Origin of the sequence: Formosa undariae (assembly GCF_042427615.1) — a bacterium.
Taxonomy (GTDB): Bacteria; Bacteroidota; Bacteroidia; order Flavobacteriales; family Flavobacteriaceae; genus Formosa; species Formosa undariae.
Map to the genome: position 1 here is coordinate 549,378 of NZ_JBHMEZ010000003.1, position 15,591 is coordinate 564,968.

The 15,591-nt window shown below is 33.3% G+C and carries 16 protein-coding genes; 11 read left to right on the forward strand and 5 right to left on the reverse strand.

The window, feature by feature from the left end; all coding sequences use genetic code 11:
* Nucleotides 1-89: 89 nt before the first annotated feature.
* Nucleotides 90-2,291 (reverse strand): DNA helicase RecQ, encoded by a 2,202-nt coding sequence (recQ, locus tag ACFFVB_RS05850; protein WP_382381779.1) that lies wholly within the window; start codon nucleotides 2,289-2,291, stop codon nucleotides 90-92.
* A gap of 205 nt (nucleotides 2,292-2,496) precedes the next feature.
* On the opposite strand from recQ, the gene ACFFVB_RS05855 reads away from it, so the two are divergent.
* The 4 genes from ACFFVB_RS05855 to lptB all read left to right on the forward strand — a co-directional run bounded on the left by ACFFVB_RS05855 (nucleotide 2,497) and on the right by lptB (nucleotide 5,480).
* Nucleotides 2,497-3,465 carry a KpsF/GutQ family sugar-phosphate isomerase gene (locus ACFFVB_RS05855; RefSeq protein WP_382381780.1) on the forward strand — a complete coding sequence of 323 codons (969 nt, stop codon included), beginning with the start codon at nucleotides 2,497-2,499 and terminating at the stop codon, nucleotides 3,463-3,465.
* Nucleotides 3,465-4,307 carry a twin-arginine translocase subunit TatC gene (gene tatC, locus ACFFVB_RS05860; protein ID WP_382381781.1) on the forward strand — a complete coding sequence of 281 codons (843 nt, stop codon included), beginning with the start codon at nucleotides 3,465-3,467 and terminating at the stop codon, nucleotides 4,305-4,307. Before ACFFVB_RS05855 ends, tatC begins: the two co-directional genes overlap by 1 nt.
* The gene (locus ACFFVB_RS05865) at nucleotides 4,297-4,647 is read left to right on the forward strand and encodes a carboxymuconolactone decarboxylase family protein (protein WP_382381782.1); all 351 of its coding nucleotides are present in this window, start codon (nucleotides 4,297-4,299) and stop codon (nucleotides 4,645-4,647) included. The genes tatC and ACFFVB_RS05865 overlap by 11 nt, the downstream gene beginning before the upstream one ends.
* A gap of 92 nt (nucleotides 4,648-4,739) precedes the next feature.
* On the forward strand, nucleotides 4,740-5,480 hold the full coding sequence (gene lptB / locus ACFFVB_RS05870) for an LPS export ABC transporter ATP-binding protein (RefSeq protein ID WP_382381783.1): 741 nt from the start codon (nucleotides 4,740-4,742) through the stop codon (nucleotides 5,478-5,480).
* A gap of 484 nt (nucleotides 5,481-5,964) precedes the next feature.
* On the opposite strand, the gene ACFFVB_RS05875 is transcribed toward lptB, so the two are convergent.
* Nucleotides 5,965-6,729 (reverse strand): CDP-alcohol phosphatidyltransferase family protein, encoded by a 765-nt coding sequence (locus ACFFVB_RS05875; RefSeq protein WP_382381784.1) that lies wholly within the window; start codon nucleotides 6,727-6,729, stop codon nucleotides 5,965-5,967.
* Between the two features lie 211 nt (nucleotides 6,730-6,940).
* Here ACFFVB_RS05875 and ACFFVB_RS05880 point away from each other — a divergent pair, with 211 nt between their 5' ends.
* Nucleotides 6,941-8,014 (forward strand): putative type IX sorting system protein PorV2, encoded by a 1,074-nt coding sequence (locus ACFFVB_RS05880; protein WP_382381785.1) that lies wholly within the window; start codon nucleotides 6,941-6,943, stop codon nucleotides 8,012-8,014.
* A gap of 43 nt (nucleotides 8,015-8,057) precedes the next feature.
* The gene (gene lnt, locus ACFFVB_RS05885; protein WP_382381786.1) at nucleotides 8,058-9,650 is read left to right on the forward strand and encodes an apolipoprotein N-acyltransferase; all 1,593 of its coding nucleotides are present in this window, start codon (nucleotides 8,058-8,060) and stop codon (nucleotides 9,648-9,650) included.
* Between the two features lie 109 nt (nucleotides 9,651-9,759).
* Here the strand turns inward: lnt and holA are convergent, their stop codons facing one another.
* A complete protein-coding gene (gene holA, locus ACFFVB_RS05890; protein ID WP_382381787.1) occupies nucleotides 9,760-10,764 on the reverse strand; it encodes a DNA polymerase III subunit delta in 1,005 nt (334 codons plus the stop codon).
* A gap of 92 nt (nucleotides 10,765-10,856) precedes the next feature.
* Between holA and ACFFVB_RS05895 the strand changes: the two genes are divergently transcribed.
* The 5 genes from ACFFVB_RS05895 (at nucleotide 10,857) to ACFFVB_RS05915 (ending at nucleotide 14,122) form a co-directional block, all read left to right on the forward strand.
* Nucleotides 10,857-11,303 (forward strand): type I restriction enzyme HsdR N-terminal domain-containing protein, encoded by a 447-nt coding sequence (locus tag ACFFVB_RS05895; RefSeq protein ID WP_382382230.1) that lies wholly within the window; start codon nucleotides 10,857-10,859, stop codon nucleotides 11,301-11,303.
* A 6-nt stretch (nucleotides 11,304-11,309) separates the two neighbouring features.
* On the forward strand, nucleotides 11,310-12,308 hold the full coding sequence (locus ACFFVB_RS05900; RefSeq protein ID WP_382381788.1) for a glycosyltransferase family 2 protein: 999 nt from the start codon (nucleotides 11,310-11,312) through the stop codon (nucleotides 12,306-12,308).
* A 78-nt stretch (nucleotides 12,309-12,386) separates the two neighbouring features.
* On the forward strand, nucleotides 12,387-13,232 hold the full coding sequence (locus ACFFVB_RS05905; protein WP_382381789.1) for an OmpA/MotB family protein: 846 nt from the start codon (nucleotides 12,387-12,389) through the stop codon (nucleotides 13,230-13,232).
* A gap of 143 nt (nucleotides 13,233-13,375) precedes the next feature.
* Nucleotides 13,376-13,651: a DUF202 domain-containing protein gene (locus ACFFVB_RS05910; RefSeq protein ID WP_382381790.1), complete on the forward strand. Its 276-nt coding sequence runs from the start codon at nucleotides 13,376-13,378 to the stop codon at nucleotides 13,649-13,651.
* Nucleotides 13,652-14,122: a hypothetical protein gene (locus tag ACFFVB_RS05915; protein WP_382381791.1), complete on the forward strand. Its 471-nt coding sequence runs from the start codon at nucleotides 13,652-13,654 to the stop codon at nucleotides 14,120-14,122.
* Here ACFFVB_RS05915 and ACFFVB_RS05920 read toward each other — a convergent pair.
* The gene (locus tag ACFFVB_RS05920) at nucleotides 14,117-14,764 is read right to left on the reverse strand and encodes a hypothetical protein (protein WP_382381792.1); all 648 of its coding nucleotides are present in this window, start codon (nucleotides 14,762-14,764) and stop codon (nucleotides 14,117-14,119) included. The two genes, ACFFVB_RS05915 and ACFFVB_RS05920, sit on opposite strands and share 6 nt — an antisense overlap.
* The gene (locus ACFFVB_RS05925) at nucleotides 14,761-15,591 is read right to left on the reverse strand and encodes an ABC transporter permease (RefSeq protein ID WP_382381793.1); all 831 of its coding nucleotides are present in this window, start codon (nucleotides 15,589-15,591) and stop codon (nucleotides 14,761-14,763) included. The genes ACFFVB_RS05920 and ACFFVB_RS05925 overlap by 4 nt, the downstream gene beginning before the upstream one ends.

Sequence of the window (15,591 nt, forward strand, 5' to 3'; positions counted from 1 at the left end):
GACTTATTTTTTGATTTATATTTAACTTAAAAGCCTCGTTTATATACTATATAAACGAGGCTTTTTATTTTTTGATTTAGAAAACTAAATTAGTTTGCGACTTCACTAATAAATTTAATACGATACAAACGTAATTCTTCATCGTCGTAATCGCCATCAAATTCTTCAATAGCCAAATCTATTTTATCGGTTTCAGATTCCATGAAATACTCATGAATTTCTTCTTGCTGATCTTCATCTAAAATATCGTCAATCCAATAGTCTAAATTTAATTTAGTTCCCGAAAAGACAATAGCTTCCATTTCTTTTATAAAATCTCCCATCTCCATACCTTTTGCTGAAGCGATATCATCTAATGGTAATTTTCGATCTATATTCTGAATGATGTAGAGTTTTAGAGCGGAATTCATCCCTGTAGACTTCACGACCAAATCGTCTGGACGCATAATGTCGTTATCTTCGACATATTTTGCTATTAAATTAACAAAATCCGAACCATATTTCTTGGCTTTTCCTTCTCCTACACCATGAACATTAGATAATTCGGCAACCGTCATTGGGTATTTTAAAGCCATATCTTCTAACGATGGATCTTGAAAAATAACAAAAGGTGGAACCCCTAATTTCTTAGCATTAGACTTCCGTAAATCTTTAAGCATGCGCATTAAGACTTCGTCTGTAACCGCTCCTCCGCCTTTAGTAACCGCTGTCGCTTTTGCTTCTTGCTCACTATTAAAGATATGATCCTCGGTCATCATAAACGAGCTAGGCGATTTAATAAAACCTTTACCTGCTTCCGTTATTTTTAAAACACCGTAGGTTTCAATATCTTTCTTTAAATATCCAGCAACTAATACTTGACGTAAAAGTGCCATCCAATATTTATCTTCTTGATGTTTTCCTAGTCCAAAAAAGGGCTGGTCGTCTGTTTTATGAGATTTAATTAAGGCATTTGTTTTACCTATAATAACACTTACTAAATCTTTAGACTTATATTTTTCTTTGGTTTTACTTACTGTTTTTAAAAGTAAAACGGCATCATCTTGAGCTTCCGTTTGCTTTTTTGGGTGACGTACATTATCATCCATATCTCCACCATCACCAGTTTCAGAATCAAATTCTTCACCAAAATAATGAAGAATAAATTTTCGTCTAGAAATTGAGGTTTCTGCAAATGCTACAACTTCTTGCAACAGTGCATGACCAATTTCTTGTTCGGCAACAGGTTTTCCAGACATGAATTTTTCAAGCTTCTCAATATCCTTATAAGAATAATAGGCTAAACAATGTCCTTCTCCTCCATCTCGACCTGCTCTACCAGTTTCTTGATAGTAACTTTCTATACTTTTAGGAATATCGTGGTGAATAACAAAACGCACATCAGGTTTATCGATTCCCATACCAAAAGCGATCGTGGCTACAATAACATCTACATCTTCCATTAAGAACATATCTTGATGTTTAACACGGGTTTTTGCATCTAACCCAGCATGGTATGGCAAGGCTTTCACACCATTTACTTGAAGTACTTGTGCTAATTCCTCTACACGCTTTCTACTTAAACAGTAAATAATACCCGACTTTCCATCGTTTTGTTTTACAAATCGAATAATGTCGCTATCTACTTGTTTTGTTTTTGGGCGTACTTCGTAATATAAATTAGGTCTATTAAACGAAGCCTTATACGTAACAGCATCATGAATTCCTAAATTTTTAAGAATATCTTCTTGAACCTTAGGTGTCGCTGTTGCTGTTAGTCCTATTATAGGAATAGTGTCGTCAATACGCTGTATAATATGTCTTAGGTTTCTGTATTCTGGTCTAAAATCATGACCCCATTCACTTATACAATGGGCTTCGTCTATGGCCATGAATGAAATTTTTACAGAGCGCAAAAATTCTACATTTTCTTCCTTAGTTAAAGACTCGGGAGCGACATACAGTAATTTTGTAACGCCATCTACAATGTCTTGTTTTACACGCTTAATTTCTGTTTTATTAAGCGAAGAGTTCAAAACGTGAGCGATACCTTCTTCGTTAGAGATCCCACGAATGGCATCTACTTGGTTTTTCATTAGTGCGATTAAGGGAGAAACAATAATCGCTGTACCTTCTTGCATTAAAGCGGGAAGTTGATAGCATAAGGATTTACCTCCTCCTGTTGGCATAATAACAAATGTATTTTTACCGTCCAGAAGACTTTCTATAACAGATTCTTGTAACCCTTTAAATGCGTTAAATCCAAAATGTTCTTTAAGAGCAGAATGCAAATCAATGTTAACTTTTGACATGTACTTGTTTATATTTTTATTTACACATTTAATACAGCGAAAAAAAACATTAGCTATTAGTTAATTCGTTGTATTTAGAGAACCTTCATTATTTTTTTCGTTAGTTTTGCAATCTAATTACTAAGCGAAAATTATTATAAAAAGTTCGTTTCAGTTTAAAGGTAATAAAATCTTTAAAAGCATCAACCTAAAAAATTATTAAATTTTGAATAAAAATCATGACATTATAAACTCGGCTAAACAAGTTTTTGAGTTAGAAGGTCAGTCTATATTGAATTTAAAATCCTATATTGATGACAATTTCGTCAATGTTGTAGACCTTATTTTTAAATCTAAAGGACGTGTTATCATCACTGGTATTGGGAAAAGCGCAATTATCGGTAATAAGATTGTAGCGACATTAAACTCTACAGGAACACCTGCACTTTTTATGCATGCTGCCGAAGCGATTCATGGCGATTTAGGTCTTATTTTAAAAGACGACATTGTTATATGTATTTCGAAAAGTGGAAATACACCAGAAATTAAAGTGCTAATCCCTCTTATTAAGAGCACTAAAAACAAATTAATAGGTATTACCGGAAACAAAGACTCTTTTTTAGGACAACATTGTGATTACTTTTTAAACACATATGTCGAAAAAGAAGCTTGTCCGTTAAATCTAGCTCCAACAACAAGTACAACAGCCCAATTGGTTATGGGAGATGCTCTAGCGGTATGTCTTTTAGAATTACGCGGATTTTCGAGTGGTGATTTTGCAAAATATCATCCTGGAGGTGCCTTAGGTAAAAAATTATATTTGCGTGTTTCCGATATTTCAAACGAAAACAACAAACCCGAAGTACACCCCGACACGAATATTAAAGAGGTTATTCTAAATATCTCTAAAAACATGTTAGGTGTTACTGCTGTTATTGAAAACCAAAAGGTTGTAGGTATAATTACCGATGGAGATTTAAGGCGTATGCTTACAAAAACAGATCATTTTATCAATCTAACCGCTAAAGATATTATGGGTAATATGCCTAAAACTATCAATGAAAACGCCATGGCGATTGAAGCGTTAGAACTTATGGAAACTAACGATATCTCTCAGCTTTTAGTTTCTAAAGACGATAACACCTATGCTGGAGTTGTTCATATTCACGATTTAATAAAAGAAGGTATTATATAATGGCTCAAAAGATTAAAAAAAATATAAACGAGATGTCGTTCTTAGATCATCTTGAAGATTTAAGGTGGCATTTAATTCGAGCAACGTTATCGGTAATGATAGCAGCTACATTGGCCTTTTTGGCTAAGAGCTTTATTTTTGATACCATTCTATTTGGACCAACAAGGCCGAGTTTTGTTACTTATGATATTTTATGTCGTATTTCGAATTATTTAGGACTAGACGATAGTTTTTGTTTTAACGAAGCGGCATTTCAGATACAGAGTAGAACGATGGCTGGACAATTTTCGGCCCACATTTGGACAGCAATAACCGCTGGTTTTATTATTTCATTCCCATATATTCTTTATGAACTATGGCAATTTATTAGTCCAGGTATGCACTCAAACGAACGTAAAAACTCAAGAGGATTTATCTTTATCTCGTCTTTCTTGTTTTTCGTAGGTGTTCTTTTTGGATACTACGTCATTTGTCCGCTGTCAATAAACTTCTTGGGGACGTATCAAGTCAGTGAAAAAGTACATAACGATTTCGATTTAAGTAGTTATATCAGTTTAATTAGATCGTCCGTCATCGCATGTGGTATTATTTTTGAACTACCTATTATTATATACTTCCTTGCTAAAGGTGGTATCATTACTCCTGAATTCTTAAGAAAATATAGAAAAATAGCAATGGTAATTGTACTTATAGTTTCGGCTGTAATCACACCTCCAGATATTGCAAGTCAGGTTATTGTAGCAATTCCTGTTCTTATTTTATATGAAGTAAGTATTTATATTGCCAAATTTGTAACTAGAAAAGAACGTAAAAAATCTAAAGCTGTAAAAAATGTCAGATAATATTAACGAGTTTAACGACTATAGAGCCAAAATGAATGACCGCATTTTGAGCGATGATAATAAAATTATAAAACGCATCTTTAATTTAGACACCAATGCCTTTCAAGCTGGAGCCTTAGATGTTAAAACAAAAGAACTTCTAGGTCTAGTTGCTTCTACCGTTTTACGTTGCGACGATTGTGTAAAGTATCATTTAGAAACGGCGCATAAATCTGGATTAACACGAGCAGAAGTTGTCGAAGCTTTAAGTATTGCAACACTTGTTGGTGGTACAATTGTTATCCCACATTTAAGACGTGCTTACGAGTTTTGGGATGAGTTAGAAGCTTCAGAAGCTTAATTTAAAGTAGAATAATCAGTAACAGAAAGTGCTATGATTTTAGTATTTTAGCACTTCTGTAATTTTAAAACAGATAATAAAAACACCGCATCGTGAAACTAAAAGCTGAACATTTAATGAAGTCCTACAACGGACGAAAAGTTGTAAAAGATGTCTCTCTAGAGGTTAATCAAGGTGAAATCGTGGGGTTACTTGGTCCAAATGGAGCAGGAAAAACTACGTCTTTCTATATGATTGTAGGCTTAGTTAAACCAAATGGTGGCTCTATTTATTTAGAAGATAAAGAAATTACCAAATACCCCATGTACAAACGTGCACAGAACGGTATAGGTTATTTAGCTCAAGAAGCATCTGTTTTTAGAAAATTAAGTATAGAGGATAATATTTTAAGTGTGCTACAACTCACAAAAATGAGTAAAAAAGAACAGCTCATGAAAATGGAATCTCTAATTGATGAATTCAGTTTGGGACATATTCGTAAGAGTCGTGGCGATTTATTATCCGGAGGAGAACGTAGACGTACAGAAATTGCTCGTGCCTTAGCAACCGATCCTAATTTTATTTTATTAGACGAACCCTTTGCAGGAGTAGATCCTGTTGCTGTAGAAGACATTCAGCGTATTGTGGCACAACTTACCAAAAAAAACATTGGTATATTAATTACAGACCACAACGTACAGGAAACCTTAGCCATTACAGACCGTACCTATTTAATGTTTGAAGGTGGTATTTTAAAAGCCGGAAAACCTGAAGAACTTGCCGAAGATGAAATGGTTCGAAAAGTATATTTAGGACAGAATTTTGAATTACGTAAGAAGAAGCTAGATTTTTAAATCTTACGCTACTTTAGTTCTAATTTTGGTATCCTTCCTGGTTTTATAAGGTATTCCAATAAGAAAGAGACTGCAGATTATGTAATTTCAGTGTCCTCGTTTCGAGGTGCAGCAAGTAATCATTTCTAGTAAAATTAGTATCTAAATCTACAAATGAGAGTTTTGGATAACTATGATTCTTTTTTAAGCTCTTAGAAATAATAGAAACTCCTAAACCATTTCTTACTAATTGAATTATCGCGCTACTATTATCCGATTCGTAAACCATATTTGGTATAAATCCCTATTGAGAACAGGAAGATTCGCTCAGATCTCGATGATGTATCAATAATAATTATCGAAAAAAACAAGATTCAGACAAATCGAAATACAGCACAAAAACGTGAGTTCTGGAACTTTTAGAGGCATCAAATAACACGAAAATGCAACTATATTTAAGGAACCTATTATTTATTAGAAGTTGATTAGAAACTATAGATAAAATCTAATAACTCCCCTTCATCACCACATCTAACATAGACATCGCCACATACACCAAAATGATTAATGGGATGGCAGCAAATTGTAGTAATACAAGTAACAAAACACATACCATTAGAAATATATAGCGAATGGCATTCGGTTTAAAATCCCAGGATTTAAACTTTAAAGCAAATAATACGACAGGCGCGTTTAACAAAAAGGTACTGGTTAAGGTTAACGCAATCAAAAATCCTTGATTCATTATTATGGCATTCATCATCGCATTATGCTGTAACTCCATAATTAAAGGCAGTGATATAATTAAGAGCGTATTTGCCGGTGTTGGTAATCCTTTAAAATAATCTTGCTGCTCTTCGTCTAAATTAAATTTAGCCAATCGATATGCCGAAGACAATGTGATTAAAAAACCTAGAAGTGGTAAAAATGAAGGCATCACCGTATCACCACTAAAAAAAGCATTCCATGAGCCTGCATCAGTAGAAATCTCTGGCTTACCAATGCTTAAAGCGAGTAATTTATACATTACAATACCTGGCACGACACCACTTGTAACCATATCTGCTAAAGAATCTAATTGTAATCCTAATTCTGAAGACACACCTAGTTTTCGGGCGGCAAATCCATCGAAAAAATCAAAAAACACACCTCCAAAAACAAAAGTTGCGGCTGCTATAAAATGATTGTGAGTTGCAAAAATAACGGCAACACAACCACAAAATAAATTTAATAAAGTCAGCGCATTTGGCACATAATTCTTAATCGACATACAGTAAATTGTTTAGGTAAAAGTAATAAAGATTTATGGTCTAATATAAGACCATTTACAAAAATAACACAATAAGCGACACTATTTTAAGTTAAAGATTAAGTTACCAATGAATCTAAATCATTTTAAAATCTGAATTTCAACTTCATATAAGCCATAAATAAAGTTTTTAACCCAATTAAATAATCCGCATATTTGTAAAAAATTAGAATTGAAGATACTTTTCACTTCCTTGCTCCTATTACTTACTACTACAGCATTTAGCCAAGCAGTAAGAAAGTACTCCAACGAATTCATGAATATTGGAGTAGATGCCGCAGCATTGGGGATGAGCCATGCGGTTACTGCACAATCTGCAGATGTTAACTCGGGCTATTGGAATCCTGCAGGATTGGTTCACCTGGAAGACAATCAGCTTTCATTAATGCATTCTAGTTATTTTGCCAACATTGCCAATTACGATTATGTAGCTTATGCCATGCCTATAGACAACCAAAGTGCCATGGGAATTTCGTTAATTCGATTTGGAGTAGATGATATTTTAGACACCACGCAATTAATAGACGACGAAGGAAATATTAATTATGATAGAATTCAGTTATTTTCTACTGCCGATTACGGTGTGACCTTTTCTTATGCCAGACAACCTACATTTATTGAAGGGTTTAGTTATGGTGTAAACGCTAAGGTGATCCGACGTATCATTGGAGATTTTGCAAATTCTTGGGGTTTTGGCTTTGATGCTGGAATTCAGTACGAATCAAAATCTTGGAAATTCGGATTAATGGCTAGAGATATTACCACTACGTTTAATGCTTGGCAAATCGATGAAGATAAATTTCAGACCATTCAAGATGCCATTGGTGGTGAGAATCAAGAATTACCAGAGACTACAGAAATTACGATTCCTAAATTACAATTAGGAATTTCTAAAACCTTTATTTTTAATTACGATTATTCTTTAGAAACTGCAATTGATTTACAAATGCGATTCGCCGAAAATAATGATATAATTTCTACAAGTGTTGTAAGTATAAATCCCTCTTTCGGATTTGAATTCGGGTATTTAGACATGGTGTATTTACGCGGCGGGATGGGTAATTTCCAAAATGAATTACAAATCGATAATACCGAACGTGTGAGCTTTCAGCCTAGTTTAGGCGTCGGATTTAAATACCAAGGGATACAAGTCGATTATGCATTTACAGATATTGGCGACCAAAGTGTTGCTTTATACTCGAATGTGTTTTCTGTGACATTGGATTTTAGTATCTTTAGACACTAATTTATAGGATGAAACAGGCCTTTAAAAAATAAGATTAAACACTGTGAAACATCTTTTATTAGCCCTTGCAACAGGATTATTATTAGCCTTTGGCTGGCCCACTTACGGATTCCCTGTCCTTTTATTTGTCGCATTTATTCCCTTACTTCATATAGCTCAACAAATTAGAATCGATGAATCTTTAAAATATAAAGGTTTACGTTTATTTGGCCTATCGTATTTAGCATTCTTTATTTGGAATTTTATCACCACTAATTGGTTGCAATATGCCGATATGTTTGGTGCTTGTTTTGCTATTTTGGTGAATAGTATGCTCATGGCATTTATTGTTTTAATTTATCAAGCCGTTGCTAAGCGCACCACCACTAATAAATCGCTTTGCTTTTTAATTACACTTTGGATTTGTTTTGAAAAATTACACTTAGGTTGGGAATTTTCTTGGCCTTGGCTTAATCTAGGGAATGCCTTCTCCGATTATCCAAAATGGATACAGTGGTATGAGCTTACAGGTACTTTTGGAGGTACCCTTTGGGTATGGCTTGTAAACGTGATACTTTTTAAAGCGCTTTTAAACTTTTTTGAAACTTCAGAAAAAAAGATTTTAAAACGTGCTGCATTTCAAACTCTAGCTATTATCTGTATTCCAATTGCAGGCTCTATAGTACGCTATTATACCTATACACCGGAAAGTAATACGATTGAAGCAGTTGTACTTCAACCAAATATAGACCCATACAGCGAAAAATATAACGCAACTAATAAAGAGGTTGGCGAACTACTAGAACATTTAGCTAAAGAAAAAACTACTCAAGAAACAAATCTTTTAGTCACACCAGAAACCGTAATGGCGGAAGGTTACGGCGTAGATTTACCACGTTTTAATAGCAGTAAAGAATTTTTTCAAGCCAAATCTTTTGTGTACAATTATCCCAATTTAAATTATTTATTGGGATTTCAATTTTACCAAAAACATACGAATAAAGCGGATATTTTACCGACCTCCAATAAATATAACGAACATCTTTGGGTTGATTATTACAATTCGGCAGCCTTTATAAATTCCGATAAAGAACCTTTAATTTATCACAAATCAAAATTAGTTGTTGGTGTAGAAAACTTCCCGTATCAGAGTATTTTAAAACCTCTTATTGGAGATGCCATGTTAGACCTAGGCGGTACGGTAGCTATGAAAACGACGCAGACAGAACGTTCAGCTTTTCTATTAAAGAACACCAATTATAAAGTTGCTCCTGTAATATGTTACGAATCTGTTTACGGAGAATTTGTAACCGGATATGTTCGAGAAGGTGCGAATATTTTAGCGATTATGACAAATGATGCCTGGTGGGGAGATACTCAAGGCCATAAGCAACATTTAAGTTTAGCACGACTTAGAGCTATTGAAACTCGTCGCTCTATTGCCAGAAGTGCCAACACCGGTATTTCTGCATTTATTAGTCCGAAAGGCGAACTTTTACAAACTTTAGCCTATAACACACAAGGGAGTTTAAAAGCAGAAATTCCAGTAAATACAAATCTAACCTTCTATGTAAAAGCAGGAGATTATATTGCGAGAATAAGTATGTTTCTTGCGCTTGGAATATTTTTTATTACATTTTTTCGAAAAGAAAAATAGTAATTTAGGGTTGAAAACGCTAAAATAAATACAACTTGTCGAAACCGGTAACTATGAATGTTGTTTTTTTAATCTCCAATTCCGTTTACCTTGTTACTCTTCAAAACACCTAAAACATTAAAAGCACTAATAGCTCTTTCAACAAATCGCCTTGAGGAACAGCATTAGACCCCACACCTTTACTTTTAACATCAAATTCGCGAAGTATTGCAATATTGGCACTGACTTTTCTCATAGGATAATTTCTCAGCGCCACGAGATACTCATCTACAAAATAAGGGTTTATTTTAATCGCTGAAGCCACGTTTCTAGGGTTCTTATCCGATAAACCATGAACCTGTAATAATTGCGAAAAAAATGCGAATACTAAAGACACAGTAACGACCATAGGATTGTCCTTTGGGTTTTCGGCAAAATATTTTACAATACGCTGTGCCTTTAACACATCCCTTGCTCCTATTGCTTTACGTAATTCAAAATTGTTATAATCCTTACTAATCCCTATATTTTCTTCAATATGCTCGGGCGTAATCTGACTATCTTTAGGTAAAACAATCTGTAATTTATCTAATTCATTATTAATTTTACTCAGATCATTTCCCAAAAACTCCACTAACATCTGAGCCGCTTTTGGTGTAATTGTATACGATTTAGGCGCCAAAATGCGACGAATCCAATCGGCAACCTGATTTTCGTAAAGCTTCTTACTTTCAAAAACTACCCCAGACTTTTTAATCGTTTTGTAAACTGCTTTACGCTTATCTACCGATTTGTATTTGTAGTTAAGAACTAGAATGGTAGACGGTTGCGGATTTTTAGCATAGTCAGCTAATTTATCAATCGTACGCGATAAATCTTGAGCTTCTTTTACAATAATTACCTGATATTCGGCCATCATTGGGTAACGTTTTGCATGCCCAACAATATCTTCTACAGTCACATCGCGACCATACAATACCATTTGGTTAAACCCTTTTTCTTCTTCATTCAAAACATGATCTTCAATATAATCGGAAAGCTTATCTATATAATAGGTCTCTTCTCCCATTAATAGATAAATAGGTTTTAAATTTTTCTGCTTTATATCGGCAACTAATTGTTTTATCTCGTCCAAACTGTAAACTATATAGGATTATTCCAAAAATACGCTCTTGGAATTTGGTTTTTGAATTTTGAAATCTAACTTTGAAAATTCAAGACCTAGCAATGCAAGAACTAAACTTTCCGAAGTTTTCATTTCGATTCAAAAATAGCGAAAATAAAATTTCTATTTTTGATGATATCCGTAAAAAATTTGTGATTCTTCAACCCGAAGAATGGGTACGCCAACATTGTGTACACTATTTAATGCAGGTTAAAGGTTATCCTAAATCGTTAATCAATGTTGAAAAAGAATTAATAGTAAACAAGTTACGCAAACGCTACGATATCGTCATTTTTAATCCCGATGGAAGCATTCATGTTATAGTAGAATGTAAAGCGCCAAAAATTAATATTACACAAACAACGTTCGATCAAATTGCACGTTATAATTTAACACTGAATGCCAGCTACTTAATGGTTACCAACGGATTAAATCATTATTATTGTCAGATGGATTTTGAGACTGAAAAGTATAATTTCTTACAAGACATCCCTAATTACAATGCCTAAGACACTATGAAAATTGCTATTGCTATATTAAATTGGAATGGAAAGGCGTTATTGGAACAGTTTCTACCTTCAGTCCTTTTAAATTCTGAAGAGGCCGATATTTATGTGATTGATAATGCATCTACAGACGATTCTGTACAATTTATTAAATCACAATTTCCTACTGTACACATTATATTAAACTCAGAAAATGGAGGATATGCGAAAGGCTATAACGACGGTTTAAAACATATTACAGCAGATGTTTACTGTTTATTAAACAGCGATATAGAAGTCACTCCAAATTGGTTAACTCCTATAAGAGCGGCTTTTAATCAAGACTCTAAAACCGCAATCATTCAGCCTAAAATTTTAGATTTCAAAAACAAAGATTATTTTGAATATGCTGGCGCTTCCGGCGGATTTATAGATCAATATGGCTATCCGTTTTGTCGCGGACGCATTTTTGATACTTTAGAAAAAGATAACGGACAATACAATTCTAATATAAATATAGATTGGGCAACCGGAGCTTGTCTCTTTATAAGATCGGATGTGTTTAAAACAGTAAACGGCTTCGACAACACGTTTTTCGCACATATGGAGGAAATAGATATGTGTTGGCGTACTAGAAATTTAGGATACCTAATTAATTGTATACCTGCATCTGTGGTTTATCATGTTGGTGGTGCCACACTAAATGCCTCAAACCCGAAGAAAACCTACCTCAATTTCAGGAATAGTTTATTCACATTAGTAAAAAATGCAGGCGGTAATATATGCGCTATAATCTTAATTAGAATGCTGTTAGATGGTATTGCAGGAATTCAGTTCTTATTGCAATTAAAATTTAATCACTTCAGTGCAATAATTCATGCTCATTTTAGTTTTTATAAACAGTTATCAAGAGTATTAAAAGAAAGAAAAACACTGATACAGTCCCAAAATCACTATAAAACAAAATTAATAGTTTGGGATTATTTTGTAAAAAAGAAACAAAAGTTCAGTGAATTAAAAAATAGTTAGCAAAAGTTTTGTTAAACGCTATTTTAACATCTTTTTTTTCATATTTTTGATATGTTTAAATGTAATTTAAGAATTATTATGAAGAAACTAATTTTAAGCAGTGTAGCTGCTTTACTCCTATTATCATCATGTGTATCTAAAAAAGATTATACAGCACTAGAATCTAAGCAAAAAGAAACTCAAGATTTATTAAATACAGCAACAGTTAAACTGAATAGTTGTTTAACAGAAAAAGCTGCAGCTACTGCAAGAGCAGAAGCCTTGAAAGATCAAATTACAGATCTAATTGACACTAAAGGGAATCTAACAACACTGACTCAAAAAGGTGCTGAAAACTTAGAGAAATCTTTAGAAAGCATGAAAGAAAAAGATCTTAAAATCACAAGATTACAAGATGCTTTAACAAGAAAGGATAGCGTTACTTTAGCTGTTGTTACTAGTTTAAAGAAAGAAGTTGGTATTAACGATCCAGACATTGAAATTAATGTTGAAAAAGGTGTTGTGTTTATTTCTATTGCTGATAAATTATTATTTAGAAGCGGAAGTTATATCGTAACAGATAAAGCAAAAGATGTTTTAGCGAAAGTTGCTAAAGTTGTAAATAGCAAACCAAACTTTGAAGCAATGGTTGAAGGTCATACAGATAACGTACCTTACAAAAAAGGTGGTATTCTTGAAGACAACTGGGATTTAAGTGTAAAACGTGCAACTTCTGTTGTAAGAGTATTACAAGAAATGAATGTTAATCCTGCTCAATTAATTGCAGCTGGTAGAAGTCATTACGTACCATTAGTTGATAATGATACTGCTGAAAACAGAGCTACAAACAGACGTACTCGTATTGTTGTACTTCCTAAAATTGACCAATTCTACGAAATGGTTGAAAAAGAAATGAAAAGCATGGTAGAAGCTGATAAGCAATAAATCATCTTCCCTCATATATTAAAAAGCTCAATCGTAAGATTGGGCTTTTTTTATACCTTTACTTTTGAAAAATTAAAATAGAAGTTTAGCTTTGACTATCTTTATTTTTGAAGAAGTAAACAAACCTAAAGTAGCTAAGAACTATGGCTGAAGAAAAAACAACTCCACCAGCTTTAATAACACGAGATTGGTTAGCAATAGAACGGACAAAACTCGCAAACGAACGCACATTTCTTGCCTATTTTAGATCGTTTATGGTATTTTTAGGAACAGGACTAACCATAATAAAACTACATATGCTTGAACAGATGGAATGGTTTGGAATTGTATTAATTATTATGGCTCCAATTATATTAGGAATAGGTGCTTATAGATTAATAAGAGTAAGAAACATTATTAGACAGCATTACAACGTATAAATGAAGGCAGCCACAGTAAGACAGTTAAAAGTAGAATTAAAAGATCAAACGCAAGACGAGCTTATTGAATTATGTTTACGTTTATCCAAGTTTAAAAAAGAAAACAAAGAGCTACTCACCTACTTATTGTTCGAATCGCATAACGAAGCCGAATACATAAATCAAATTAAAACAGAAATCTCAGAACAGTTTTCAACGATTAATACCAAAAGTTATTTCTATATAACAAAAAGTGTACGTAAAATATTACGTCAGCTTAAAATCTATGTCCGCTATTCTGGAAAGAAAGAAACTGAAGTCGAACTTTTGTTGTTTTTTTGTACGGAACTGAAAGCGTTTAGGCCATCTATTAATCGTAATACTACCCTAACAAATTTATACGATAGACAGATTGCTAGTATTAAGAAAAGCATTTCTACCTTACATGAAGATTTACAATACGATTACGAATTAGAGCTAGAACAATTATAAAAAATCAATACTGTAATTGGTCATTTTTAAGGTTATTTTTCCTGTTTTAACGTCCTCTTCTTTCATTTGCCTTCTATCGATAGATGTATCTTTTCCCATATAGTTTAGCGGTATTTTTAAACGTTCAATTTCAAAATTCACATCTACTAATTCAGGTAAAACGGTATCATCATTTTCAAAATGAAACCATAAAGTATAGGTTCCATTTTTTTTAGTGTTAATTTCAGATTCAGAAATTCTAACATGTGTCGTGTCTAATAATAAGGTCGCTATCGAAAAGTCGGCGCGCTTATCTGTTGGAATTATATTTATGGCTTTATAAGACTTTCCATTCCTTATTGCTTCGCCACGATCTACAGTAATAAAAGGGTATTCAAACAACTGCTGAAGCGAAAAATCTAATCCTCGTTTCGGAATCATTACAAAGTCAGACGATTCAAACATCGCTTTCTCACCTTTGGTGTAGGTCATCTTAGCATGCTTGGTTGGCATATTTATAAAACTAATATCTACATCCAATTGTATATCTACTGTAAATGCCTGTACAGCATCCATTCGGGATTTAATGGCTAATAAATCTGCATCAATCTGTTGTGCTACAGCTGTCGAAACACAAAAAAACAAAAGTAAAAATCGTATCATCCTATATCTTTTTTATTGAAAACGTAAACACCAACCCCCATAATTAATACAATATAAACGCTTAAAAACAATGTATTTTGTAATATGGCATCCCAATGAATTTCGGTATAAAAAAAGTATTGCCACGTATCATTTAACTTGGCAAAAAACAACCGGTTTATCCAGGCGATTCCAAAATCTACTTTTAACAAAATATTAGAAAGAATTAAGAAAAATGCAGAAACAATCCAAGTCTTTGTGGCTTCCTTAAAAAACACTGCGATAGTTAAACTCGCCACCGAGAAAAAGACCATTGAAAAGGCACCAGATACAAAGGCCCATTTTAAGCGGTAAAACGCATCCTGATGTTCAAAGAAATTTAAAGCATTTAAATAGACTATTAAATCTCCTTTTCCGAAAATCCCATACGACAATGCAAATGCAGAAAGTGCAACAAAAAAGACAACCACTAAAGTAAAAATAACAGCAACTATGTATTTACTTAAAATAAACTGCCATTTACTAATGGGTTGTAATAACATCGCTTGGACGGTTCTATCCTTGTATTCCGATGTTAATGTTCCTGATACGATAATCATTAAAATTAAGGGTAAATGGAACCATAATGTATTTAAAATAAGATACACTAAAAGGTTACCGTTAAGCAAATTTCCTTCGAAATAAAAAGTTTGCTTTAAGTTATCTAGTAAAATATCTATAATGCTTGTTCCTTGAAAATAAGCACTGACTAGTACTACTGCTTCAATTATAAAAAGTGCTACCAAAGCATAATACGTTTTACTTTGCTTGTAGAGTTTATAAAATTCTGAAGAAATTAATGCACGCAT

Coding starts and splice junctions, on each gene's coding strand:
- ACFFVB_RS05925 (WP_382381793.1), bottom strand. CDS start 15,591: ATGCGTGCATTAATTTCTTCAGAATTTTATAAACTCTACAAGCAAAGT.
- ACFFVB_RS05865 (WP_382381782.1), top strand. CDS start 4,297: ATGTCAGATAATATTAACGAGTTTAACGACTATAGAGCCAAAATGAAT.
- ACFFVB_RS05910 (WP_382381790.1), top strand. CDS start 13,376: ATGGCTGAAGAAAAAACAACTCCACCAGCTTTAATAACACGAGATTGG.
- tatC (WP_382381781.1), top strand. CDS start 3,465: ATGGCTCAAAAGATTAAAAAAAATATAAACGAGATGTCGTTCTTAGAT.
- ACFFVB_RS05905 (WP_382381789.1), top strand. CDS start 12,387: ATGAAGAAACTAATTTTAAGCAGTGTAGCTGCTTTACTCCTATTATCA.
- ACFFVB_RS05875 (WP_382381784.1), bottom strand. CDS start 6,729: ATGTCGATTAAGAATTATGTGCCAAATGCGCTGACTTTATTAAATTTA.
- ACFFVB_RS05900 (WP_382381788.1), top strand. CDS start 11,310: ATGAAAATTGCTATTGCTATATTAAATTGGAATGGAAAGGCGTTATTG.
- ACFFVB_RS05920 (WP_382381792.1), bottom strand. CDS start 14,764: ATGATACGATTTTTACTTTTGTTTTTTTGTGTTTCGACAGCTGTAGCA.
- ACFFVB_RS05895 (WP_382382230.1), top strand. CDS start 10,857: ATGCAAGAACTAAACTTTCCGAAGTTTTCATTTCGATTCAAAAATAGC.
- ACFFVB_RS05915 (WP_382381791.1), top strand. CDS start 13,652: ATGAAGGCAGCCACAGTAAGACAGTTAAAAGTAGAATTAAAAGATCAA.
- recQ (WP_382381779.1), bottom strand. CDS start 2,291: ATGTCAAAAGTTAACATTGATTTGCATTCTGCTCTTAAAGAACATTTT.